Genomic DNA, 22,113 nt, shown 5'->3' with positions numbered 1-22,113 from the left:
GTGAGGAATGCGACATGAATGGCTCATCTGTGACTGAGACGGATGTCATCATTATTGGTGGTGGCGCAACAGGTGCAGGAGTCGCTCGTGACTGCGCTCGCCGAGGTCTAAGAACTGTTTTACTCGAAAGGCATGATATTGCGACTGGCGCGACAGGGCGTAACCATGGATTACTTCATAGTGGCGCGCGTTATGCAGTCACAGATGGTGAATCCGCCAGAGAATGTATAGAAGAGAACAAGATTTTAAAACGTATCGCGCATCACTGTATTGAGCGAACTGATGGTTTGTTTATTACTTTACCTGAAGACAGCTTAGAGTATCAGCAACAATTCATTACGGCTTGCCAAGCTGCGGGTATTGATGCGACTGCAATTGACCCTAAAGAGGCTATTCGCCTTGAACCTTCTGTTAACCCACATCTAATCGGTGCGGTTCGTGTTCCTGATGGCACGGTTGACCCATTTCGTTTGACTGCAGCAAATATGTTAGATGCCAGAGAGCATGGCGCGAAAGTGTTAACTTATCACGAAGTCATTGGTTTGATTCGTGATGGCGACACCGTACGTGGCGTGACGGCTTATGATCACCACGCCAAGAAGCAATATGATATTTACGCGGAAATTGTCGTTAATGCTGGCGGGATCTGGGGGCAAAAAATCGCAGAGTATGGTGAATTAAAAATTAAAATGTTCCCTGCGAAAGGGGCGCTATTAATTTTAGGCCATCGCTTGAACAACATGGTGATAAACCGTTGCCGCAAACCTGCAGATGCCGATATTTTAGTTCCCGGCGATACGATTTCCCTGATTGGGACCACGTCGACTCATATTGAATATGACCAAATTGATAATATGTATGTCACCCCTGAAGAGGTGGATATTCTTATTCGTGAAGGTTCAATGCTATCACCAGCACTTGCAACAACACGCATTTTACGTGCATATGCAGGTGTTCGGCCATTAGTTGCCAGTGATGATGACCCATCAGGGCGTAATGTCAGCCGCGGTATTGTGTTGTTAGACCACGCTAAACGTGATGGCTTAGAAGGTTTCATCACCATTACGGGTGGCAAGTTGATGACTTATCGCCTGATGGCGGAATGGGCTACAGATAAAGTTTGCGAAAAACTGGGTCATAGCGCCAAATGTACAACCGCAGAAGCGCCGTTACCGGGCTCGCAGCACAGCGCAGAAGAAGCCTTACGTAACGTTGTTTCTATTCCTGCTCCTATTCGTGGCTCAGCGGTTTACCGTCATGGCGATAGAGCTTCTGCCATTCTCAGTACGGATAGGCTCGATAAAAGTTTAGTTTGTGAGTGTGAAGCCGTTACTGCTGGTGAAGTACGCTATGCCGTTAATTCATTAACGGTGAATAATTTACTTGATTTAAGGCGTCGTACTCGTGTGGGGATGGGAACTTGCCAAGGTGAATTATGTGCTTGCCGTGCTGCGGGGTTACTCAATCGTTTTAATGTCACAACGCCTCATGAAACAGAGCAACAACTGAGTCACTTCCTTAATGAACGTTGGAAAGGTGTACGTCCAATTGCTTGGGGTGACGCATTGCGTGAAAGTGAATTTACCAGCTGGGTATATCACGGGTTATGTGGCATGAATGAAGCGACACTTGGCAAGGATGCACAGAAGGAGGCGGACAATGAAATATGATGTAGTGGTAATGGGCGGCGGTTTAGCTGGATTAATGAGCGGTATCCGTTTGACCCAGTCTGGTCTATCTTGTGCAATTGTTAGCGCCGGGCAAAATGCGCTGCATTTTTCTTCAGGTTCATTAGATTTACTTACACACTTACCAGATGGGCAAGTTGTTGAAAAGCCATTAGAAATGTTAAATGCTTTACAAGCGCAGGCTCCGACTCACCCTTATAGTATTATTGGTCAGGATCAGGTTAGCGAATTGGCGAATCTGGCTCAATCCTTATTACAACAAAGTGGCGTTCGTTTAAAAGGCAGCAGTAAAGAAAATCATTATCGCATTACACCTTTAGGCCATAAACGCATGACTTGGCTTAGTCCTGAGTTTGTTCCGACTGTCGGTTTGCACCATAAAATGGATGTTAGCAAGATTGCTGTGGTTGGTATCGAAGGTTTCTTGGATTTTCAACCTCAGATGGTGGCTGATGAGCTACAACGTGAGGGGTTACAAGCAACATCGCATTATGTGCATTTACCATTATTAGACCGATTAAGAGAAAACCCGAGTGAGTTTAGAGCGGTTAATGTTGCTCGTTGGCTTGATAGACCAGAAAATATGGCACAAATGGTCGCTGAAATTTCTCCGTTGGTCACAGATGCAGAGGCGATTTTTATGCCAGCCTGTATCGGACTCGATAGTGATGAACCTTTACATGAATTACAAATGAACTTAGGTAAGCCATTATTTTTACTACCGACTCTTCCTCCTTCGCTATTGGGGATTCGTTTGCATGAAATGTTACTGCGTCAGTTCCGTCGCCAAGGTGGAATTGTGATGCCTGGTGATAAAGTTACCGCGGTAAATTGTGTTGATGGCCGAATTGAATCTGTCCAGACTCGTAATCATGGCGATATCTCTTTAAAAGCTAAGCATTTTGTTCTGGCGACGGGGAGCTTTTTTAATAATGGTTTGGTGGCAGAGTTTGACCGTGTCTATGAGCCTTTGATGCAATTGGACCTGTGTGAAATTTCAGAACGTGCAAAATGGACTAACAAAGAGTTTTTCGCTTCCCAGCCCTATATGGCTTTTGGTGTGAAAACCGATGAAAAACTACGCGCACAAAAAGAGGGGAAAGCCATTTCTAATCTTTATGTAGCTGGCGCTGTTTTAGGAGGTTTTGACCCTCTCACTCAAGGTTGTGGTGCGGGCGTATCGATAATTAGCGCATTATATGCCGCTAATGAAATTATTAATGAACTGAGTAAGAATAAAACTATGCAGGTGGAGGTGGTACAATGAGTATTCAAGATGCAAGCTTTGAAAGCTGTATTAAATGCACTGTGTGTACCACTTATTGCCCTGTTGCAAAGGTTAATCCTCTGTATCCTGGTCCTAAGCAAGCAGGGCCAGACGGTGAGCGTTTACGCTTAAAAGATCCGATGCTGTATGACGAAGCGTTGAAATATTGTACTAACTGCAAGCGTTGCGAAGTGGCTTGCCCATCTGATGTAAAAATCGGTGATATTATCGCACGCGCACGTAATACTTATAGCCAGCAAAAACCTAAAATTCGTGATGCAATATTAAGCCACACGGATTTAATGGGCTCGTTATCGACACCATTTGCACCCGTGGTGAATACCATTACAGGGTTAAAACCGGTTCGTCAAATTCTTGATAAAGCATTGAAAATCGACCATCGCCGTGAATTACCTAAATATTCGTTTGGGACTTTCCGTCGTTGGTATGCAAAACAAGCTGCTGAACAAGCCAAATATGAAGAACAAGTTGCATTCTTCCATGGTTGCTATGTGAACTATAACCATCCTCAACTTGGGAAAGACCTGATCAAAGTCTTCAATGGGATGAATATTGGCGTTCAATTACTTAAACGCGAAAAATGTTGCGGTGTTGCGTTAATTGCCAATGGGTTCATGAAACAAGCGAAACGCCAAGCGAATGTTAATCTTGAATCATTACAAGAAACGATTCTTGAGAAACATGTACCTGTGGTGGCGACATCATCAACCTGTACCTTTACTATCCGTGATGAATATACCCATGTTTTAGACGTCGACACTTCAGCGATGCGTGACAACATTGAGCTGGCAACACGTTATATCTATCGCCTACTTGAAGAAGGGCGTGAATTGAAGCTCAAACACACACCGTTAAAAGTGGCCTATCACACACCATGCCACATGGAAAAAATGGGTTGGACTTCCTATACGTTAGAGTTAATTAAACGTTTACCAGGGGTTGAGCTAATTGTGTTGGACTCGCAATGCTGTGGTATCGCAGGAACCTATGGTTTCAAAAAAGAAAACTATGAAGTTTCTCAAGGGATTGGCGCAGGATTATTCCGCCAAATCGAAGAAAGTGGCGCTGATATGGTGATTACTGACTGTGAAACCTGTAAGTGGCAAATTGAGATGTCGACAAGTAAGAAGTGTGAGCACCCGATTTCACTCCTAGCAAGAGCGTTATAGCATGTAATTAATTGAATTGTAGGGTTGTTATTCTTTGTTTTAGCTCAGTTAAACTTATTTGGAGATAGCATTTAGCTATCTCCTTTTTTGTTTAGTGCTGATTGACTAACTGTTTTTTATCTGAGTTTGCAAAGAAATATTTCAAGATAAAATTCAAAAGCACACCATAAGCAGGTAAGAAAAATAGCATGCAAATAAGTAACTTGAAAACATAGTCAACTAACGCGATTTCGACCCAATTTGCGGCCATAAAGGGGTCGCTACTGCGGAAAAAAGCAATAAAGAAAAAGGCGATAGTGTCAATCAAGTTACCAAAGAACATTGCACAGGCAGGTGCTACATACCAACGTGCATTTTGGCGTAATCGATTGAAAACACTGACATCTAATATTTGACCCAGTACATAAGCCATAAAACTCGCTGCGGCAATACGTGCTACAAATAAGTTAAATTCAGATAATGCGGTAAAACCTTGCCATTCACCTTGGAAATATAAAGCTGAAATAACGTATGAAATCAGTAATGCGGGCAGCATAACTGCAGTGATAATTCTGCGTGCAAGCGGCGCGCCATAAATACGAACGGTTAAATCAGTAGCTAAGAAAATAAATGGAAAAGTAAAAGCACCCCAAGTGGTATGGAAGCCAAAAATATTAATTGGCAACTGCACGAGGTAGTTACTAGAGGTAATGATTAAAATATGAAATAACGAAAGCCAAATTAACGCAGTGGCTTTTTGCTGCGCAGTAAAATTAAACATATTGTACCTTTTTAGTCACAATGGGGTGAGGGAACCCATGAAATACATCCCAACATTTGGGAACAGCGCATCATACGCTCGTTGCGCAACAAAAGCAAAACTGTTCATTTATCAATGAGCGTTTTATTATATAATCAGTCTATTGATCCCTTTTAGAAGTGTTTTTTAATGTCTGATTTATTTGCTAATCCAACGAAAACCCTTGATACGCTAGGGTTACGATGCCCAGAGCCTGTGATGTTAGTGCGCAAAACAGTTCGTAATATGGCTGATGGGGAAACGTTGTTAATTATTGCTGATGACCCAGCAACCACACGCGATATCCCAGGTTTCTGCCGCTTTATGGAGCATGATTTATTAGCGGTAGAGGCTGAGAATGCTCCGTATCGTTATTTGTTACGTAAAAAATCGAGTTAACCGCCATTAGCTAATTGCATTGTATCAATCCCTGCCAAAAGGCAGGGGGATTATTGTAGATTTAATACTTCCTGATGAGTTAACCCAGTGAGCTGACAGATAAGCTCAATACTTGTACCGAGTTGTAAACCTTTCAGAGCAACTTCATGTTGTTTTTTGTTTGCTCCAATATCTATGCCTTTATTTACACCAATATCAATGCCTTCTTGTATTCCTTGATTTTTTAATCGTTGCGCAATGTTCATAATCGCCTCTTGGTTATTTTCAATTTGATCAATAAGTTGGTTAACCACTATTTCAAAGTGAGGTGAATCCATAGTAATAAATAAGTAATTGAAAATAGTGATGATGTCATCGCTATGATGATAATTTTGATTCATCGCTTCAGCTAGCAACTGCGTGACTTTTTCTATGTTATCTCTTAAGTCCCTATGCTTCATCGCGAGTTCCATAACCGCAACTTTGCGATGGTTTACGAGTTCATTATCATCAATGACAGTAATATCGACGAGCGGAAATGGTTGACTATATAAGTTTGATGCAATTTCTGGCCACGGAAAACAGTGTGTCCACGGCTTAGCATATGGATAAGGCGTTACCTTTCCATGATAAAATAAAACTGGCACAACCAGTGGCAAATCATGATGGCCTTGTTGTAAATGTTGATTCATGGCAAGGAACGAATAATGCATCATCCGCCAACCCATTAGCTTATCGGGTGTTGATTGGTGTTCAACTAACATATAAATATAGCCTTCACCTTGCTGTGTCTCGACAGTGTAGAGCATATCCGAAAGACGAGTTCGTAGCTGATTATCAATGAAAGAAGAATTTGTTATCGCTAATGTTTTGAAATCACATAATTGCTTAATATGGCTGGGTAAGTGAATATCAAAAAAGTCACGTGCATTATCAAGTTTAAACATAAACCCTTTAAATGCAGCGTCATGTGGCGTTGAACTGTGATTTTTTACCATACCCAATACCCGCTAATACCTTGCCAAAAGAGTGATTTTCAAAATGCATTTTAGCGGAATCTGGGGTTGATGGAGAAAAAGTTAGTCCTAATTCTTAAGTTAAAATTGTATTTAACGTATTGTAATAACAGTATTTATTGGAAAGGTTGTAAAAGAAAAAACGCCACTTATTGTGGCGTTTAAATCAGTTGATATAAATTACTTTTTCACTTGAGGTAATTTAACGCGTAATAGGCGCACTGCGTTTGCTGTTACGAGTGCTGTTGCACCGGAGTCAGCAAGAACGGCGACCCAAAGCCCGGTAATTCCCAATAAACTGGTCACCAGAAATATTGCTTTTAGCCCCAAGGCAATCGCTATATTTTCACGAATAATTTTCCGAGTCGCACGAGATAATGCAATAATCTCTGCGAGCCCAGTTAAACGGTTATGGGTTAATGCAGCATCGGCGGTCTCTAATGCCACATCAGTACCACTACCCATGGCAACACCGATACTAGACGCTTTCATTGCAGGGGCATCGTTAATACCATCACCGACCATCATTGTGCTGTGGTTTCGGTTAAGCTCCATAACCGCAGTGACTTTATCTTCCGGTAATAACCCTGCGCGGTATTCCATGCCTAATTGGCCTGCAATAGCACTTGCTGCTCGAGGGTTATCACCTGTCAGCATCACGGCATTCACGTTGAGCACTTTTAGCATGCTCATCGTATCCGCAGCATCTTTGCGCAATGTATCTTGCAGTGCGGTTAAACCAATCACTCGGTTATTTTCGAGTGTGACAACAACGGTTTTCCCTTCTGCTTCTAAGGTTTCTACTTTACTTTGCCACTCACTGTTTAATGGCGTATCAAGGCGGTTTGGTGCGCTAACAAGGATATGTTTGTTATTAAGGTATCCTTCAATTCCTTTTCCTGCCAGTGCCTTACGCTCTTGCGCTTCAGTGACAGTCAAAGAAAGTTCTTCCGCTTTATTAACTACTGCTTTAGCAAGTGGGTGGTGAGAGCCAACTTCAACAGATGCGGTGATTTGTACTAATTCACTTTCTGACAAGCCTTCAACAGGGACTAAGTTAGTGACATGGGGTTTACCTTCTGTCAGTGTGCCCGTTTTGTCTAAAGCAATGGTCGTGATAGTTCCCAGTTGCTCCAATGCGGCTCCCCCTTTAATTAAAGCACCGCGCCGTGTAGCAGTTGCTAATGCGGAGGTGATTGCTGCAGGGGTTGAAATCACTAATGCACAAGGGCAACCAATCAATAACAGTGTTAACCCGCGATAAATCCATGTTTCCCATGGTGCGCTGAAGAAAATAGGTGGAATAACAATCACTAATGCGGAAATCAGCATGATGATTGGTGTGTATACACGGCTAAAGCGATCAATAAAACGTTCTATTGGTGCGCGACGTTCTTCTGCTTCTTCAATCAGCTGTAAAATGCGGTCAATCGCATTTTGACCCTGTTCTGATACCACCTGCATTTGAACGGCTCTATCAACAGATAAGCAGCCTGCAGCCACTTTATCTCCAATATTACGTTCGACAGGTACAGATTCACCCGTTAATGCACTTTCATCAAAGCTGGCAAAACCAGATACTAACACGGCATCTGTAGGTAAACGCCCACCTGGTGCAATCTCAATAATGTCTCCTGGTTGCAATTGTGCAACGGGAATCGTCGTTTTTTGCCCATTTTTGATTAAAACGGCATCTTCTGGAACCAGTGCCATTAAGGCGCTAACACCTCGTCTGGCCCTTCCGGCAGAATAAGATTCCAACATTTCGCCTAACATAAACAGTAAGATAACCATTGCGGCTTCTTCTGTTGCTTGAATAAAGATTGCGCCTATTGCGGCAACCGTCATCAATGTTTCGATGGCAAAAGGTGAACCCGTTCGCATTAAGCGTAATGATTTACGGGCAATTGGGTATAACCCAAACAGGGTGGTTAAAATAAAGGCAATATTACCCAACTGTGGATTGATAAATTCAATCCCCCAACTAATAGCCATTAAAATCGCTAAAATAATGACGGGCTTAGCTTCACTAATTAAGCTTGGTGGAGCTGCTGCCGCACTATTGCTACCGACTTCAAGTAATTCATAACCCGCAGTTTCAACGGTAGAGCGAACTGCCACGCTAATATCTGTGTTGGCATCAACCACAAGTTTTTCTGTGGCAAATAATACTTTGGCTTGTTTTACTTCACTGATTTGCTTAACTGCAGTTTCAATTTTATTTGCGCAACTTGGGCAATCCATACCACGGATTATCCAGCTAAAGCGCTGGCTAGCCGCTTGGGTAGGCTCAACTTCATTCGCGACATCCGGAGTTAAACCACAGCTATTACCATGCTGGTGGTTATGTCCCTTATGATGATTGTCATTTACTGCATGCTCATGTGCAGAATGGTCCCCGATATGATGATGAGCTTCTTCATCGTCATCAGGGTTTTTCTTCACTGTACTGTGCTCGGAAGTATGTGAGTCGTTACTCACTTTTTTGTCATTTTCAGCGATAGCAGATGAGCAAGTACTGTTACTAGAGCAACAAGAACTGCTATGTACATGATTTTCTTTATGAGAGTGTGAGTGCATAAGCGCCTCCTTATCAAACAATGATTCGTTTTATCATTCATTGTTGATAAGTCTACACTCTGGAGTCTACTCCAGAGTCAAACCAAAAAGGGGGAGCCAATTGATAAAATTCTCAAATAGCACTTTTAGTCAATTGGCTTAGTCTTTGCGGGTAGTAATTACAAGTAAATTGCCCGCACAATAAAGAACTGCCCAAGGAAATAGAGCGCTGCAACAACAGCTTTTGAAGCTTTAAATGGAAGACGGAATCGAGCAATTAGCCAAACACAGTTAGAAAGAAATAGCAGAGATGCACCAACCATGATTGAAAAATTATATTCACGGCCGAGACCAAAATATTGGTCACCAGCAACCCATGCCATAATCATACACATTATTAGTGATGCAAAAACAATGGCTTGAAGATTTTCAAGTTTGCCCCAAATAAATACTAAAGTAATGGCAGCGACAATCAGAGGGGCGGCTAGCCAAGGTAGATAGAGCCCGAAATTTAGCTGCATTCCAAAGCTGATGGTGTAAATCAAATAACTTAAGAACATCAATGCGACAGAAGCTAGTAAGTGCTCACTTGAAAGCATACGAGAAAGATCTGCAACAAGAGAAACTAGCAATCCAGCAAGAATGAGGTAGTTTTGCAGGTTAAGATCATCGGAACTCCACCCCCAAAGTAATAAAAGCAGCAGTGTGATCGGGCGAAATAACCAACGTTGCCACCCAGGTCCTCGGTAGGCGGCATCGACATATAACCAACCAGAAAAGAGTACTGCGAGGAATGGCCAACTAATCATATACACATCCTTATATGTTCAATGAATGACACGGCAGTGGTCTGGCAACTTAGAAACGTGTCCTGTTTAGTTAAATAAGATAAACTATCATGACGGATTTTTTAAGTGAAAAGCATACATTATGAACAAGCCCATACTATTGATCATTGTTTTAGCGGTTATTGCGGTTCTTGCTACTAAGCGTTTTTTTGACCAACGCAAGCAAAATGAAATTAATGATAACTCTTTGCTGGTGAGCTATTTGGTCAAGGTGGATAACAAAAAGGATTACCCTTATCCTAATATGCGTTCTCGTGAACGAGATGTTGTTTCCCCTGAAACCTTCCGCTATGAAATTTATTTCAAAACGCGCTCAAGCGGCGAAATTATCAAAACGATTGTGACAGAAGAACAATACCAAAGCGTAGCGTTAGGCAGTGAAGGAAAACTCACGATGCAAGGAACTCGGTTTATTCGTTTCGAGCCTGCATCATAAAGTTTTTACTGGTCTGATTGCCTTTTCTTTGCTTCTTCTAAAGCGGCTTTGGTTTTTTTCTGCATGGCTAACATTTCGAATACGCCAAAAAAGAAAATGCGTAGTTGAACTAAACCAGAGATTTTTTCCCCTTTAGGAAGCGTTGCTTTTAGGAAAATAGTTTGCAGTGCATGCATAAATACCATGAACACCATTGCAATATCCATGAAATATTTCAATGGCTTAGGGAATGGATGGACGAGGTTAAAGACCATAAAACCCCAAACGCAAATCATGAGCAGGCGTCCAATATTGATAAACATGTTTTTGTCCTTAAAGTGAAGTTCGAATAAAAAGGCGATATGCGACTTGCCCAGCTATTTTTTCGCGATGAAGTTGCCAGTTAGCTGGAATGTCAGTAAGTGGTGACTCCGCTTCTGACTCAACGTATATCCAGCTTTCTTCAGCTAACCATTGATTTTTTTCTAACAATTGAATGGTTTCATTGAGCAGTCCTTTGCGAAATGGTGGGTCAATGAAAACGACATCAAAAGGTGTACCTGCTTGGCTTAAAAAATTTAGGCTGTTGTGATTCACTATGGTTGCGTTATCAGCTTGTAAGCGAGTTTTATTTTCAGTCAATAATTGGGCGTTGTGTTTATCGAGCTCAATAAAGGTGACTGTTTCTGCAAAACGAGAAAGTGCTTCAAAGCCCAGTGAGCCACTGCCTGCGAAGCAATCTAAGCAACGCGCATCTCGAATGATTGGCATCAACCAGTTAAATAACGTTTCTTTAATTCTGTCTGTAGTTGGGCGTAAGCCCTCACTATCACGAACTGGCAGCTTTCTTCCGCGCCATTTTCCACCGATAATACGAATTTGCCCTAAAGAGGGGGATTGTGGTTTTTTTGCCATAATGTTTATTGCTGCTTAACGGGTTTATGTACTTAAATTTGATTGTTACTATTGTATACCTGTCAGGCGATAAGTTGCAGTGTTGTTATCTCTGATTGGCCGTATTTCAATTATAGTGCTTCATTTTCACAGTTTTAACACGAAAATTCAGATTAAATTGGCAGGATTTTTCTTTCAGATATGTGTTGCTGAGCGATGAAATGGTAGACTGCATATAATTTTATTGCGATTTGATTATCGAGTGCCATATTTTTACCGCGAGGAGTGTAGTGGCAAATGGCTAAAGACAAGAAAAAAGGTTTTTTTTCATGGTTGGGGTTTGGGCGTAAAAATGAAGAAGAAACCCAGCAACAAGAGCAACAACAAACTCAACAAAATGATGTGGTTAATGACGTCGAAAACCAATCAACCCATGAAGCTGCGGTTGATGCCGCAACAGCCGAAGCGGAACGTCAACATCAAGCTGAGCAAGCTGCTATTAAAGCGGCAGAAGATGAAGCTCAGCGTCAGTATGAAGCACAACAAGCTGCGATTGATGCGGCAACCGAGCAAGCAGAACGTGAGCGGGAAGCTAAACTAGCAGAGCTTCAAGCTGCCGAAGAGCAAGCGGAACAAGCACGCCAAGAAGCCGAAGAGAAAAAACTGGCGGAAGAAAAAGCCGAGCGTGAACGCCAAGAAGCGGAAGCAATGCGTCTTGCTGAAGAAGAAATGGCACGTCAGCGTCAAGTTGAGTTAACTGCGATTCAAGCGGCAGAGGAAGCGGAAGAGCAGCGTCGCCAAGCAGAGTTAGCTGCAATTCAAGCTGCCGAAGAACAAGCCGAACGCGAACGTCAAACAGCAGAAGCGGCGCGTTTAGCGGAAGAACAAGCCGAACGCGAACGCCAAGCAGCAGAAGCGGCACGTTTAGCCGAAGAACAAGCGGAACGTGAGCACCAAGCAGCCGAAGAAGCGAGAATTGCAGAGGAAGAAGCTGAAGCTGAACGCTTACGTTTAGAAGAAGAAAAAAATAATTTACCAACAGAGCAAGAAAAACCTAAAAAAGAAGGTTTCTTTGCTAGGCTAAAGAAAGGGTTATTAAAAACTCGCCAGAATTTAGGTTCAGGTTTTTTTGGGCTGTTTTCAGGTAAAAAAATTGATGATGACTTATTTGAAGAGCTTGAAGAGCAGCTATTGATTGCTGATGTCGGGGTTGATACCACTCGCAAAATCATTGATAACTTAACGGCACATGCGAGCCGTAAAGAGCTCAAGGATGCAGAAGCGTTATATGGCAAATTGCGTGAGGAAATGTCTGATATTTTAGCGAAAGTGGATAAACCACTCGTGATTGAAGACAAAAAACCCTATGTTATTCTTATGGTTGGTGTTAACGGGGTCGGGAAAACGACAACAATTGGTAAATTAGCACGTCAATATCAGTCGGAAGGAAAAAGCGTCATGTTAGCCGCGGGGGATACTTTCCGTGCAGCAGCCGTTGAGCAACTTCAAGTATGGGGAGAGCGCAATAAGATCCCTGTGGTCGCTCAACATACTGGCGCAGATCCTGCATCGGTTATTTTTGATGCGATTCAATCAGCGCAGGCGAAAGGGGTTGATGTTTTAATTGCAGATACCGCTGGGCGCTTACAAAATAAATCGCACTTGATGGAAGAGTTGAAAAAAATTGTCCGGGTGATGAAAAAACTCGATGAAAATGCTCCCCATGAAATTATGTTAACGCTAGATGCAAGTACTGGACAAAATGCGGTAAGTCAGGCAAAACTTTTTGATGATGCGGTCGGTCTAACAGGTATCACATTGACTAAACTCGATGGCACAGCAAAAGGTGGCGTAATTTTCTCTATTGCCGACCAATTTGGTATTCCAATTCGTTATATTGGTATTGGTGAGGGTATTGAAGATTTACGTCCATTTAAAGCAGATGACTTTATCGAGGCTCTATTTGCCCGAGAGGAATAATTTTCGATGATTCGCTTTGAACACGTTAGTAAAGCTTATCGCGGTGGCCGCCAAGCACTCCAAGGGGTTGATTTTCATCTTCAACCTGGAGAAATGGCATTTCTAACAGGCCATTCAGGCGCAGGTAAAAGTACATTACTTAAACTGATTTGTGGTATTGAACGCCCAAGTGCGGGTCATATTTTATTCAATGGTCATGATATCAGCCGCTTGAAAAATCGAGAGATCCCGTTTCTGCGTCGGCAGATCGGGATGATTTTTCAGGATCACCACCTGCTTTTTGATCGAACGGTATATGATAATGTCGCAATGCCGCTAATCATTTCTGGTGCCAGTACCGAAGACATTCGTCGCCGAGTTTCTGCGGCATTAGATAAAGTCGGGTTATTGGACAAAGCTAAAAACTTTCCTATTCAGTTATCTGGTGGGGAGCAACAGCGTGTCGGTATTGCCCGAGCGGTGGTGAATAAGCCAACGATGTTATTAGCGGATGAACCAACAGGTAACCTTGATGGTGAATTGTCAGAAGGGATAATGCGTTTATTCGAAGAGTTCAACCGTGTAGGGGTGACTGTTTTAATGGCAACCCATGATATTGCATTGATTGAGCGTCGTAACTACCGTGTTCTTACATTAAGTGAAGGCCGTATGCTTGGAGGTCAACATGGCTAAGAATGTCCGTAAAAGCAAGCCGGAACGAGCCAAGCAATCGAAAAGTAAAGCATTAAAAGGCGGTTGGAAAGAGCAGTGGCGTTATTCGTGGTTGAACGCGCTCGCTGATATGCTTAGACAGCCTTTAGCCACCTTTTTGACTATCATGGTTATTGCCATTTCACTCACGTTACCGAGTCTTTGCTATATTGTGTGGAAAAATGTTTCGCAAGCTGCGGAGCAATGGTACCCAACACCACAACTCACTGTTTATTTGGATAAATCTCTTGATGAACAAGGTGGGCAAAATGTGGTAACGCAGTTGCAAGCGCTTGATGGGGTTGACCATGTGAATTATCTTTCACGTGACCAAGCCATGAGTGAGTTTCGCAGTTGGTCTGGTTTTAGTACTGCTCTCGACATGCTAGAGGAGAACCCACTGCCTGCGGTGGCCATAATTACGCCTAAAATTGATTTTGAAGGTTCTGATGTATTAACAACACTGCGTGATAGGGTTAGCCAAGTCGATGGCATTGAAGAAGTTCGCATGGATGATAGCTGGTTTGCAAGGTTAGCCGCACTAACAGGTTTGGTGGGGAAAGTTGCTTCTGTCATTGGGATTTTAATGATTGTGTCACTGTTCCTTGTGATAGGAAATAGCGTACGGCTCAATATTTTTGCTCGCCGTGATACAATCAATGTGATGAAGTTAATTGGTGCTACCGATGGGTTTATCATGAGGCCATTTTTAAATGGTGGCCTTGTCTTGGGCGCATTAGGTGCCATTATTTCCTTGATTATGACCTTTCTACTTGTTTGGCAGTTAGCAGACGGTGTTGCAAAAGTAGCCAGTGTGTTTGGTACACAATTTCAGATTGAAGGGTTGTTATGGGAAGAGTCTTTATTGATTCTATTGTTATCCGCTATGGTTGGTTGGATAGCAGCATGGTTGGCAACACTTCAACATTTACGACACTTTACACCTGAGTAACGAGTTGTTTTCTCGTCATTTTTATTAAAGAGTCATGATTTAATTATATCATGACTCTTTGATTCCATTGCAAATTTGCGTTAAAAATGAACTTAGTCTGAATTGTTTTGTCCTACATTGACCTACTGTTAACAAATTTTGTATATAATTTATTTAACGCGGTTAAACTGGTAGACTAAAAGTGTTTGCCTCATGGTTAACCAATGCGGTTATCAATACAAACTAATCTGTTTTCTATTATTTTATTGAGGATCTGAATGACCAAAGACATGCAATCATTAGCTCTTGTTCCACAGGGGAGTATTGAAGCCTACGTTCGGGCGGCTAACTCTTACCCGATGCTTACCGCTGAGGAAGAAAAGGAACTCGCTGAACGGCTGCATTACCATGGTGATCTGGATGCTGCAAAGCAATTGATCTTATCGCATTTGCGCTTTGTTATTCATGTTGCTCGTAGTTATGCAGGGTATGGTTTACCGCAAGCTGATTTAATTCAGGAAGGTAATATCGGCCTGATGAAAGCGGTGCGTCGTTTCAATCCTGAAGTTGGCGTTCGCCTTGTTTCCTTTGCGGTTCACTGGATCAAAGCTGAAATTCATGAATACGTTTTACGTAACTGGCGTATTGTGAAAGTCGCGACGACAAAATCGCAGCGTAAGTTATTCTTTAATTTAAGAAAGAATAAAAAACGTCTTGGTTGGTTTAACCAGGACGAAGTCGATATGGTTGCCCAAGAGTTAGGGGTGAGTACTAAAGATGTGCGTGAAATGGAATCACGTATGGCTGCACAAGATATGGCATTTGATATGTCAGATGACGATGACAGCAGTGATTTTGGTGGTCCAGTAGCCCCAGTCTTATACTTACAAGACAAAGCATCAGACTTTGCCGGCTCAATTGAAGATGATAATTGGGAAAGCCATGCAACTGATCGCTTAGCAGATGCACTAGACTCTTTGGACGAGCGTAGTCAGGATATCATCCGAGCTCGTTGGTTAGACGATGACAACAAAACAACGTTGCAAGAACTTGCTGATAAATACGGCGTTTCTGCAGAACGCGTTCGTCAGCTTGAAAAGAACGCCATGAAGAAGTTACGTTTGGCGATGGAAGAAGACGAAGATAGCGAAATGTAATTTATTACTGGCCAATTCGTTGCTCACTAAAATTATCTGCATTTATTGCCTGTTAAGAGGTGGATAAATGCAGATAATCATTTCTATTTTTACATTTTTGATTGTTCAATTAATCACTGTATAACTCTAGTGGTAAGCCATCTGGATCTGTGAAAAATGTAAAACGCTTTTGCGTGTAGGGGTCAACCCGTATTGCTTCACAAGCCACACCTTGTTCAGTTAAATAAGCGACCCATTTATCTAAATCATCGACACCGAAGGCTAAATGACGTAGCCCTGTGGCTTCGGGGTAACTTAGTCTCGCTGGAGGATTAATAAAACTGAATAACTCAATTTGGTAATGCTCACCAAAAGCTAAGTCTGCTTTCCACGAATTATTTGCTGGACGGTAATGTTCTTCAAGTAAATTTAAGCCCAAAATACGGCAATAAAAATCCTTACTGACGTCAAAATTGGATGCGATAATAGCAATATGGTGAATTTTATTTAACTTCATGCTGTTTTTCCCATATATCAGGTTGTGCGGTGGCATTAAAGCCATTTGCTGACAAGAAGAGCTGCATTGCTTCTTTTTCTTGCAGGGCAATCCCACTAATGTCAAATTTCCATAGTGTAATGTCAGGAATAGCTTGGCAAATTTCTTCTAATAAATATGAGCCAACACCGCGTCGGCGAGTGACCTCTCGCACGCAAAAATCCTGCAAAGTGGCAGTGTTATGATCCACCGTAATTTTTGCTGCGCCAAGAAGGCGTTCATTAAAACGGGCGGCATAGAATAAGTCACCTGCTTTGCACATTTTGGCTAGCTCAAAAGGGCTCTGGTCAGGCCAGATTTTATGTAAGTCCAGATATTGTTGCTCAGTAGGATTGACCAGCGGGATAATAGTGAGTCTCATGATATTTTGTTTGTTTCCCTGTAAGAGTTGCAGTCACTCATCCTGCCAGAGTGATCTACAACCGATTTTTTGATTTTAGAGAGAAAAATTTGGTGATACTGAATTTTCCGAATTTCACTCGGATTAATTTAAATTTAACCCGAATATAACACTAGTATTTACAAAAAACCTACTTTAACACATCAGTTTTTTATTCTGCTTCTAATGTAAAAACCTGCCATATCCATTTGCTATTTAGCATAATTATCTTGTTTAATGTTATGAAATATATAGCCTTATTCGCTGTATTTTGAAATATCAGGCATTGTACCTGTCAACCATAATAATCTACTACAAATCAAACACAAACACTCAGAACCATGAAGACGGGGACGATAAAATGAAGAATATGAATAAAGCATTATTAGCGGGCTGTATTACGATGGCATTCAGTTCAGCGGGATGGGCAAAGGAAATTAAAATAGCGGTTGTTGGCGCGATGTCGGGGCCTGTGGCTCAATATGGTGATATGGAATTTACAGGTGCGCGCCAAGCGATTGCAGATATTAATGCTAAAGGTGGCATTAATGGAAACACATTAGTGGCAGTCGAATATGATGATGCTTGCGACCCAAAACAAGCGGTTGCGGTAGCAAACAAAGTCATTAACGATGGTATCCGCCATGTTATTGGGCATTTATGTTCCTCTTCAACACAGCCTGCATCCGATATTTATGAAGATGAAGGCGTCATTATGATCACCCCGGCAGCAACCAATGCGGATTTAACCACGCGTGGTTACCAGATGGTGTTGCGTACAACAGGTTTGGATTCAGACCAAGGACCAACAGCCGCTAAATTTATTATGGAAGATATCAAACCAACCCGTATTGCTGTTGTTCACGACAAACAACAATATGGGGAAGGTTTAGCACGCTCTGTACGTGAAAGCCTCAATAAAGCCGGCGTTAAAGAAGTGATGTTTGAAGGGGTAACAGCGGGTGACAAAGACTTCTCTGCTTTAGTCGCAAAATTGAAAAAAGAGAATGTGGATTTTGTTTACTTTGGGGGATATTACCCAGAAATGGGGCAAATCTTACGCCAAGCTAAACAAGCTGGCTTGAATATTCGCTTTATGGGGCCTGAAGGCGTCGGTAACTCTTCATTATCGAATATTGCAGGTGATGCTTCGGAAGGCATGCTGGTAACTTTACCAAAACGCTATGACCAAGTCGCGACTAACCAACCGATTGTTGATGCCATCAAAGCGAAGAAAGAAGACCCAACAGGGCCATTTGTTTGGACAACTTATGCTGCTATCCAAGGTTTAACGACGGCAATGGAGCGTACTGGCAGCATCGAGCCTGAAGATTTAGTGAAAGACTTGAAAGCAAACCCGGTCGAAACGGTCATGGGAACATTAAGCTGGCAGCCAAACGGTGACCTGAAAGGGTTTGAATTCGGTGTATTTGAGTGGCACAAAGATGGGACATCCACCTCTGTAAAATAGTACTCAGCAGTGTTCCAGCATAGTGAATAAGAACCGGAAGTGAGTAACTTGCTTCCGGCTTCTGCTCTCTATATAGGACAAGTAGTTCGAAAGGATAGTCTTATGTCAGATCAAATTCTCTATTTTATTCAGCAACTTCTGAATGGTTTAACCCTTGGCAGTACCTATGCATTGATAGCTATCGGCTATACGATGGTATATGGCATCATTGGGATGATTAACTTTGCCCACGGCGAAGTGTACATGATAGGTAGCTATGTCTCTTTTATTGTGATCGCAGGCTTAATGATGCTTGGGATCGATATCGGCTGGATCTTGGTTGCTGCGGCCTTCATTGCGGCAATCGTGGTCTCTAGCGCCTATGGTTGGAGTATTGAACGCGTTGCTTATCGGCCAGTTCGACATTCTAAGCGTTTGATTGCGTTGATCTCTGCGATCGGGATGTCTATTTTCCTACAAAACTACGTCAGCCTGTCACAAGGTTCACGTGATTTAGCTCTACCCAGTTTGATCACAGGGCAATGGGTTCTAGGTGAAAGCGATGGTTTTGAAGCCACGGTGACTAAGATGCAATTGACCATCTGGGTGGTTACCGTGCTTGCGATGTTAGCTTTGACGCTATTTATTCGCTATTCAAAGATGGGAAGAGCCTGCCGAGCCTGTGCGGAAGATCTTAAAATGGCCAGCTTATTAGGTATTAATACCGATCGAGTTATTTCATTGACCTTCGTTATCGGTGCGGCAATGGCTGCTGTAGCTGGTGTACTGCTGGGGCAATTTTATGGTGTGATTAACCCATATATTGGCTTTATGGCAGGAATGAAAGCATTTACCGCGGCAGTGCTAGGGGGAATTGGGAGTATTCCGGGTGCTATGTTAGGCGGGTTAATCTTAGGCGTTGCAGAAGCAATGACCTCTGCATATTTAAGTACAGAATATAAAGATGTTGTATCATTTGGTTTATTGATTGGTGTGTTATTGATCATGCCAACCGGCATTCTGGGACGCCCGGAGGTCGAAAAAGTATGAGAAAAGAAAATTGGATTAATGCCGTTGTTGCTTCCTCGACTTTCTTCGTGCTGGCGCTGTTTATGATGGGTTTGCAACTTGCGCTCGATGGCACAAAACTGATCGTGACGATTGGGGATTCTGTGCGCTGGAACTGGATCATTGCTGGCATTGTGGTGATCTTTGTTTACCAATTAGTTCGCCCGACGCTCAGTAAAGTTTGGCAAGGAGTTCCTAAGAAGGCGTGGGCTATTCCTGATTTTGATGGTTCGACAACCAAGCAAAAAATTCTTGCGGTTATAATTATTATTGCTGCAATTATTTGGCCGTTTATTGTTTCTCGCGGAAGTGTGGATATTGCCACCCTAACATTAATTTATGTGATGCTAGGCTTAGGGCTAAATGTGGTTGTCGGGTTATCAGGATTACTGGTTCTTGGATACGCCGGTTTTTATGCCATCGGAGCTTATACTTTTGGTTTATTAAATCATTATTATGGTTTTGGGTTCTGGGAAAGTTTACCGATTGCAGGTTTAACCGCTGCGTTAGCGGGCTTTTTACTAGGGTTCCCTGTGCTAAGGTTACGTGGTGACTATCTTGCCATAGTGACGCTTGGCTTTGGGGAGATTGTTCGTATTTTATTACTGAATAATACCGAAATCACGGGTGGGCCAAATGGGATCAGCCAATTACCGAAACCGACGTTTTTTGGCTTGGAATTTAGCCGTACCGCGAAAGAGGGTTGGGACACCTTCCATAACTTTTTCGGCTTAGATTACAGCCCAGGTGACCGAATTATCTTCCTGTATTTTGTCGCTTTACTATTAGTGGTTTTAACCTTATTTGTTATCAATCGGTTACTGCGTATGCCATTAGGTCGTGCGTGGGAAGCATTACGCGAAGATGAAATTGCCTGCCGCTCATTAGGGTTAAGTCCAACTCGAATAAAATTAACCGCATTTACTATCAGTGCAGCCTTTGCAGGATTTGCAGGGACGTTATTTGCCGCACGACAAGGTTTTATCAGTCCAGAGTCTTTTACCTTTGTGGAATCGGCATTTGTGTTAGCCATCGTCGTTTTAGGAGGAATGGGTTCACAAACCTCCGTTATTTTAGCCGCAATTATCTTAGTTGTATCACGGGAAATGATGCGTGACCTTAACCAATACAGCATGCTGCTATTAGGGGCGCTAATGGTGCTGATGATGATCTGGCGACCACAAGGCCTATTACCGATGAAACGCCGTCAAATGCAGGTGAAAAAAGTCCCTGAAGGGGAGGGCGTATGAGCCATATAACCACGCCTTTGTTACAAGTGAATGGCTTAACAATGCGTTTTGGTGGGTTACTTGCCGTCAATAATGTTGAGTTAACTATTAATCAAGGGGAAATTGTCTCACTGATTGGCCCAAATGGGGCGGGTAAAACCACCATTTTTAACTGTTTAACCGGTTTTTATAAGCCGACCAGTGGCACGATTTTATATCGAGAAAAACATCTTGAGGGACTGACCGGGCAGGCGATTGCACGCCTTGGTGTCATCCGAACATTTCAGCATGTGCGGTTGTTTAAAGAAATGACGGTAATTGAAAATTTACTTGTGGCGCAGCATCAACATTTAAAAAGTGGCATTTTTTCTGGGTTATTGAAAACCCCTGCATTTCGTCGAGCAGAGTCTGAAGCGCTTGATAATGCGGTAAAATGGCTTGAGCGTGTTGATTTACTCCCCTTTGCAAATCGCCAAGCGGGTAATTTAGCCTATGGTCAGCAGCGTCGGTTAGAAATTGCTCGCTGTATGGTCACTCGCCCTGAAATTTTAATGCTGGATGAACCTGCGGCAGGTCTTAACCCTAAAGAAACCAATGATTTGGATGACTTAATTGCTGAGTTGCGTACTCATCATAATGTTTCAATTCTATTAATTGAACATGATATGAAATTAGTCATGGGAATTTCAGATCGTATTTATGTCGTGAATCAAGGAACGCCATTGGCGAATGGCACACCGAGTGAGATTCGCCAACATCCAGATGTGATAAAAGCCTATTTGGGGGAAGCTTACTGATGCTAGAGTTTAAAAAAGTTTCTACCCATTATGGAAAAATTCAAGCGTTACATGAGATTAGCTTGAATATCCAAAAAGGTGAAATTGTGACCTTAATCGGAGCAAATGGCGCTGGGAAAACAACGTTGCTCAGTACCCTTTGTGGCGATCCACGAGCATCGGAAGGCCAAGTCATTTACCGAGGCGTGGATATCACTCAATTGCCCACTTCGAAAATTATGCGTGAAGACATTGCTCTAGTACCAGAAGGGCGGCGTGTATTTTCTCGTATGACTGTGGAAGAAAACCTCGCAATGGGGGGTTTTTTTGCTGATCGCCAGCAGTACCAAGAACGTATTGAGCGGGTTTATAAGCTATTTCCAAGGCTGTATGAGCGCCGAAGTCAACGTTCAGGAACGATGTCAGGTGGTGAGCAACAAATGCTAGCGATAGGCCGTGCTTTAATGAGCCAGCCAGAGTTGTTGTTGCTTGATGAGCCATCCTTAGGCCTTGCCCCCATTATCATTATGCAAATTTTCGATACAATCCAACAACTACGTGAAGAAGGAATGACGATTTTCCTTGTCGAACAAAACGCCAACCAAGCGTTGAAGCTCGCAGACCGTGGTTATGTGTTGGAAAATGGGCATATTGTGTTGGAAGACAGCGGAAAAGCACTTTTAGCCAATGAGGCGGTTAGAAGCGCGTATCTCGGAGGCTAAAATTTTCGTCATCCTTCACGCTGTGGCGTTGTTGGCTTCATTCAGCTACTCGGGTCTGAGATATCCTCTAGCCACAGCGGGAATGATTTAGAAAATGGCAGTAAGCTAGAAATGACAGTAAGTTAGAAACTGGCTAAGTTATTCAATTATGACCATCAGAGTG

22 protein-coding genes are annotated in these 22,113 nt (G+C 42.6%); 14 read left to right on the top strand and 8 right to left on the bottom strand.

The window, feature by feature from the left end; all coding sequences use genetic code 11:
• Positions 1-14: 14 nt before the first annotated feature.
• From glpA to glpC, 3 genes are read left to right on the top strand one after another with little or no spacing between them, the layout of a single operon-like run.
• Complete coding sequence (glpA, locus tag M1F26_RS15845) at positions 15-1,670, top strand: anaerobic glycerol-3-phosphate dehydrogenase subunit A (protein WP_140171437.1); 1,656 nt, start codon at positions 15-17, stop codon at positions 1,668-1,670.
• Positions 1,660-2,955, top strand: a complete 1,296-nt coding sequence (gene glpB, locus M1F26_RS15840) for a glycerol-3-phosphate dehydrogenase subunit GlpB (protein ID WP_140171439.1) — start codon at positions 1,660-1,662, stop codon at positions 2,953-2,955. Before glpA ends, glpB begins: the two co-directional genes overlap by 11 nt.
• Complete coding sequence (gene glpC, locus M1F26_RS15835; protein WP_140171441.1) at positions 2,952-4,145, top strand: anaerobic glycerol-3-phosphate dehydrogenase subunit GlpC; 1,194 nt, start codon at positions 2,952-2,954, stop codon at positions 4,143-4,145. The genes glpB and glpC overlap by 4 nt, the downstream gene beginning before the upstream one ends.
• 91 nt (positions 4,146-4,236) lie before the next feature.
• Here the strand turns inward: glpC and M1F26_RS15830 are convergent, their stop codons facing one another.
• A complete protein-coding gene (locus M1F26_RS15830) occupies positions 4,237-4,905 on the bottom strand; it encodes a 7-cyano-7-deazaguanine/7-aminomethyl-7-deazaguanine transporter (protein WP_140171443.1) in 669 nt (222 codons plus the stop codon).
• A gap of 168 nt (positions 4,906-5,073) precedes the next feature.
• On the opposite strand from M1F26_RS15830, the gene tusA reads away from it, so the two are divergent.
• Positions 5,074-5,322, top strand: coding sequence for a sulfurtransferase TusA (gene tusA, locus M1F26_RS15825; protein ID WP_004908132.1), 249 nt, complete (start codon positions 5,074-5,076; stop codon positions 5,320-5,322).
• A 50-nt stretch (positions 5,323-5,372) separates the two neighbouring features.
• On the opposite strand, the gene M1F26_RS15820 is transcribed toward tusA, so the two are convergent.
• The 3 genes from M1F26_RS15820 to M1F26_RS15810 all read right to left on the bottom strand — a co-directional run bounded on the left by M1F26_RS15820 (position 5,373) and on the right by M1F26_RS15810 (position 9,685).
• A complete protein-coding gene (locus tag M1F26_RS15820; protein ID WP_140171445.1) occupies positions 5,373-6,299 on the bottom strand; it encodes an Rpn family recombination-promoting nuclease/putative transposase in 927 nt (308 codons plus the stop codon).
• A 198-nt stretch (positions 6,300-6,497) separates the two neighbouring features.
• A complete protein-coding gene (locus tag M1F26_RS15815) occupies positions 6,498-8,897 on the bottom strand; it encodes a zinc/cadmium/mercury/lead-transporting ATPase (protein ID WP_140171447.1) in 2,400 nt (799 codons plus the stop codon).
• A gap of 158 nt (positions 8,898-9,055) precedes the next feature.
• Positions 9,056-9,685 carry a lysoplasmalogenase gene (locus tag M1F26_RS15810; RefSeq protein WP_004908138.1) on the bottom strand — a complete coding sequence of 210 codons (630 nt, stop codon included), beginning with the start codon at positions 9,683-9,685 and terminating at the stop codon, positions 9,056-9,058.
• 121 nt (positions 9,686-9,806) lie between these two features.
• On the opposite strand from M1F26_RS15810, the gene M1F26_RS15805 reads away from it, so the two are divergent.
• The gene (locus tag M1F26_RS15805) at positions 9,807-10,160 is read left to right on the top strand and encodes a DUF2500 domain-containing protein (RefSeq protein ID WP_109911656.1); all 354 of its coding nucleotides are present in this window, start codon (positions 9,807-9,809) and stop codon (positions 10,158-10,160) included.
• Between the two features lie 5 nt (positions 10,161-10,165).
• Here M1F26_RS15805 and M1F26_RS15800 read toward each other — a convergent pair whose 3' ends face one another.
• Both M1F26_RS15800 and rsmD read right to left on the bottom strand, forming a co-directional pair.
• Positions 10,166-10,462 (bottom strand): DUF1145 family protein, encoded by a 297-nt coding sequence (locus tag M1F26_RS15800; RefSeq protein WP_004908141.1) that lies wholly within the window; start codon positions 10,460-10,462, stop codon positions 10,166-10,168.
• A gap of 10 nt (positions 10,463-10,472) precedes the next feature.
• Positions 10,473-11,054 carry a 16S rRNA (guanine(966)-N(2))-methyltransferase gene (gene rsmD / locus M1F26_RS15795; RefSeq protein WP_180359488.1) on the bottom strand — a complete coding sequence of 194 codons (582 nt, stop codon included), beginning with the start codon at positions 11,052-11,054 and terminating at the stop codon, positions 10,473-10,475.
• Between the two features lie 276 nt (positions 11,055-11,330).
• Between rsmD and ftsY the strand changes: the two genes are divergently transcribed.
• The 4 genes from ftsY (at position 11,331) to rpoH (ending at position 15,791) form a co-directional block, all read left to right on the top strand.
• On the top strand, positions 11,331-13,013 hold the full coding sequence (gene ftsY / locus M1F26_RS15790; RefSeq protein ID WP_140171451.1) for a signal recognition particle-docking protein FtsY: 1,683 nt from the start codon (positions 11,331-11,333) through the stop codon (positions 13,011-13,013).
• Between the two features lie 6 nt (positions 13,014-13,019).
• Positions 13,020-13,685, top strand: a complete 666-nt coding sequence (gene ftsE, locus M1F26_RS15785) for a cell division ATP-binding protein FtsE (RefSeq protein WP_004258545.1) — start codon at positions 13,020-13,022, stop codon at positions 13,683-13,685.
• Positions 13,678-14,655, top strand: a complete 978-nt coding sequence (gene ftsX, locus M1F26_RS15780) for a permease-like cell division protein FtsX (RefSeq protein ID WP_004258540.1) — start codon at positions 13,678-13,680, stop codon at positions 14,653-14,655. The genes ftsE and ftsX overlap by 8 nt, the downstream gene beginning before the upstream one ends.
• Positions 14,656-14,912: 257 nt before the next feature.
• Positions 14,913-15,791 (top strand): RNA polymerase sigma factor RpoH, encoded by an 879-nt coding sequence (gene rpoH / locus M1F26_RS15775; protein WP_004258535.1) that lies wholly within the window; start codon positions 14,913-14,915, stop codon positions 15,789-15,791.
• A gap of 109 nt (positions 15,792-15,900) precedes the next feature.
• On the opposite strand, the gene M1F26_RS15770 is transcribed toward rpoH, so the two are convergent.
• Positions 15,901-16,287, bottom strand: coding sequence for a VOC family protein (locus M1F26_RS15770; protein WP_140171453.1), 387 nt, complete (start codon positions 16,285-16,287; stop codon positions 15,901-15,903).
• Positions 16,274-16,687 (bottom strand): aspartate 1-decarboxylase autocleavage activator PanM, encoded by a 414-nt coding sequence (gene panM / locus M1F26_RS15765; RefSeq protein WP_200129284.1) that lies wholly within the window; start codon positions 16,685-16,687, stop codon positions 16,274-16,276. The genes M1F26_RS15770 and panM overlap by 14 nt, the downstream gene beginning before the upstream one ends.
• 379 nt (positions 16,688-17,066) lie before the next feature.
• On the opposite strand from panM, the gene M1F26_RS15760 reads away from it, so the two are divergent.
• The 5 genes from M1F26_RS15760 (at position 17,067) to livF (ending at position 21,950) form a co-directional block, all read left to right on the top strand.
• Positions 17,067-18,176 carry a branched-chain amino acid ABC transporter substrate-binding protein gene (locus M1F26_RS15760; protein WP_140171457.1) on the top strand — a complete coding sequence of 370 codons (1,110 nt, stop codon included), beginning with the start codon at positions 17,067-17,069 and terminating at the stop codon, positions 18,174-18,176.
• Between the two features lie 102 nt (positions 18,177-18,278).
• Positions 18,279-19,205, top strand: coding sequence for a high-affinity branched-chain amino acid ABC transporter permease LivH (gene livH / locus M1F26_RS15755; RefSeq protein WP_004258523.1), 927 nt, complete (start codon positions 18,279-18,281; stop codon positions 19,203-19,205).
• A complete protein-coding gene (locus M1F26_RS15750; protein ID WP_140171459.1) occupies positions 19,202-20,473 on the top strand; it encodes a high-affinity branched-chain amino acid ABC transporter permease LivM in 1,272 nt (423 codons plus the stop codon). Before livH ends, M1F26_RS15750 begins: the two co-directional genes overlap by 4 nt.
• Complete coding sequence (gene livG / locus M1F26_RS15745) at positions 20,470-21,249, top strand: high-affinity branched-chain amino acid ABC transporter ATP-binding protein LivG (RefSeq protein WP_004258513.1); 780 nt, start codon at positions 20,470-20,472, stop codon at positions 21,247-21,249. Before M1F26_RS15750 ends, livG begins: the two co-directional genes overlap by 4 nt.
• Complete coding sequence (livF, locus tag M1F26_RS15740) at positions 21,249-21,950, top strand: high-affinity branched-chain amino acid ABC transporter ATP-binding protein LivF (protein ID WP_004258508.1); 702 nt, start codon at positions 21,249-21,251, stop codon at positions 21,948-21,950. Before livG ends, livF begins: the two co-directional genes overlap by 1 nt.
• The last annotated feature ends 163 nt before the right edge of the window (positions 21,951-22,113 follow it).

This window comes from Providencia sp. PROV048, from assembly GCF_033688165.1.
Classification (GTDB): Bacteria; Pseudomonadota; Gammaproteobacteria; order Enterobacterales; family Enterobacteriaceae; genus Providencia; species Providencia hangzhouensis.
Note: the sequence above shows the minus strand (reverse complement) of the source record. Positions and strands in the feature narration are given on the sequence as shown.